Source organism: Burkholderia sp. HAN2018 (genome assembly GCF_024704855.1).
Lineage (GTDB): Bacteria > Pseudomonadota > Gammaproteobacteria > Burkholderiales > Burkholderiaceae > Burkholderia > Burkholderia cepacia.
In genome coordinates this window covers 1-1,237 of sequence record NZ_QOBB01000504.1, presented here as the reverse complement: position 1 = coordinate 1,237, position 1,237 = coordinate 1, and the positions used below count along the sequence as shown (strand labels likewise).

Here is a 1,237-nt window from a genome sequence, read left to right as displayed (position 1 = left end):
GCCGCCGCGCAGCGCGGCTTCCCGCTCGCCGACGCCCCCGTGTCGGGCGGCACCGGCGGCGCGCAGGCCGGCACGCTGACCTTCATGGTCGGCGCGGACGCCGCGCTGTTCGAGCGCATCCGCCCCGTGCTGCTCGACATGGGCAAGAACGTCGTGCATTGCGGCGGCACGGGCACCGGGCAGATCGCGAAGATCTGCAACAACCTGCTGCTCGGGATCTCGATGATGGGCGTCTCGGAAGCGATGGCGCTCGGCGCCGCGCTCGGCATCGATCCGTCCGTGCTGGCGGGCATCATCAATACGTCGACCGGCCGCTGCTGGAGCTCGGACACGTACAACCCGTATCCGGGCGTGAGCGACACCGCGCCGGCCGCGCGCGGCTATGCGGGCGGATTCGCGGCGAACCTGATGCTGAAGGATCTCGGGCTCGCGACCGAAGCGGCACGGAGCGCGCACCAGCCGGTGTGGATGGGCGCACTCGCGCAGCAGCTCTATCAGTCGATGAGCCAGCAGGGGCTCGGCACGCTCGACTTCTCCGCGTGCGTGAAGCTGTACGAGGCGCAGCCGGCGTAACCGCCATAGCCGACGCCGGACGTGCGCCGACCCGCGATGTGCCTGAACGGCCTCGCGGGTCGGTTTGCATCGGGGAGAAGGAAAACGCGGACGGCGGCGGCGTGCGACGCCGCTGGTCGCTCAACCGCGCGGATTCGACGCCGTCTCGAAGGTCGGATGGCACTCGAACGCGAGTTCGGAGCGCGCGCCGACACGGCTGCCGCTGGTCAGCGCCTCCTGCTTCAGGCTGGCGCGCATGCCGCGCTGCGTGCAGTAGTTGGTGGCTTCGTCGACGGCCTTCGTATGGGCGTCGGCCCACGTCGTCGATACGCCGACCGTGCGCGTCGTCACGGTAAATACGTTCGGGTTCGACGTCGCGGTCACGTCGGAAGCGGTCGAACACGCGGCGAGCAAGCATGCAGCAGCCGCGACGGTCAACCATCGCAGGGTTCGAAAGGAAACTGGAGTGGACATGGGGGGCAAGCGCACGTACTTCGACGTGCATTGAGCAACATAGGCGACAGTATGCCTGCTCGATCGCCGGAGATCATGCCCCTTTCGGTGAACACATTGTTTCGAATGGTTAAACGATGACGGATGCAGGCAAGATTTACAGCCCTCGCCGGCGGCCGGCTTCGGCCGGCAGGTAGTTTCGCCCTGCCCGCACGCCGTTGCGGGCGCGCCG

At 68.1% G+C, this 1,237-nt stretch carries 2 protein-coding genes; one reads left to right on the top strand and one right to left on the bottom strand.

Translation table 11 applies throughout. The features are described from left to right. Positions 1-573: NAD-binding protein (locus DPV74_RS41400; protein ID WP_162923338.1), on the top strand; the 573-nt coding region annotated here is incomplete at its 5' end. A 120-nt stretch (positions 574-693) separates the two neighbouring features. Here DPV74_RS41400 and DPV74_RS41395 read toward each other — a convergent pair. Continuing rightward, complete coding sequence (locus DPV74_RS41395; protein ID WP_059694245.1) at positions 694-1,026, bottom strand: hypothetical protein; 333 nt, start codon at positions 1,024-1,026, stop codon at positions 694-696. Positions 1,027-1,237: the final 211 nt, after the last annotated feature.

Coding starts and splice junctions, on each gene's coding strand:
- DPV74_RS41395 (WP_059694245.1), bottom strand. CDS start 1,026: ATGTCCACTCCAGTTTCCTTTCGAACCCTGCGATGGTTGACCGTCGCG.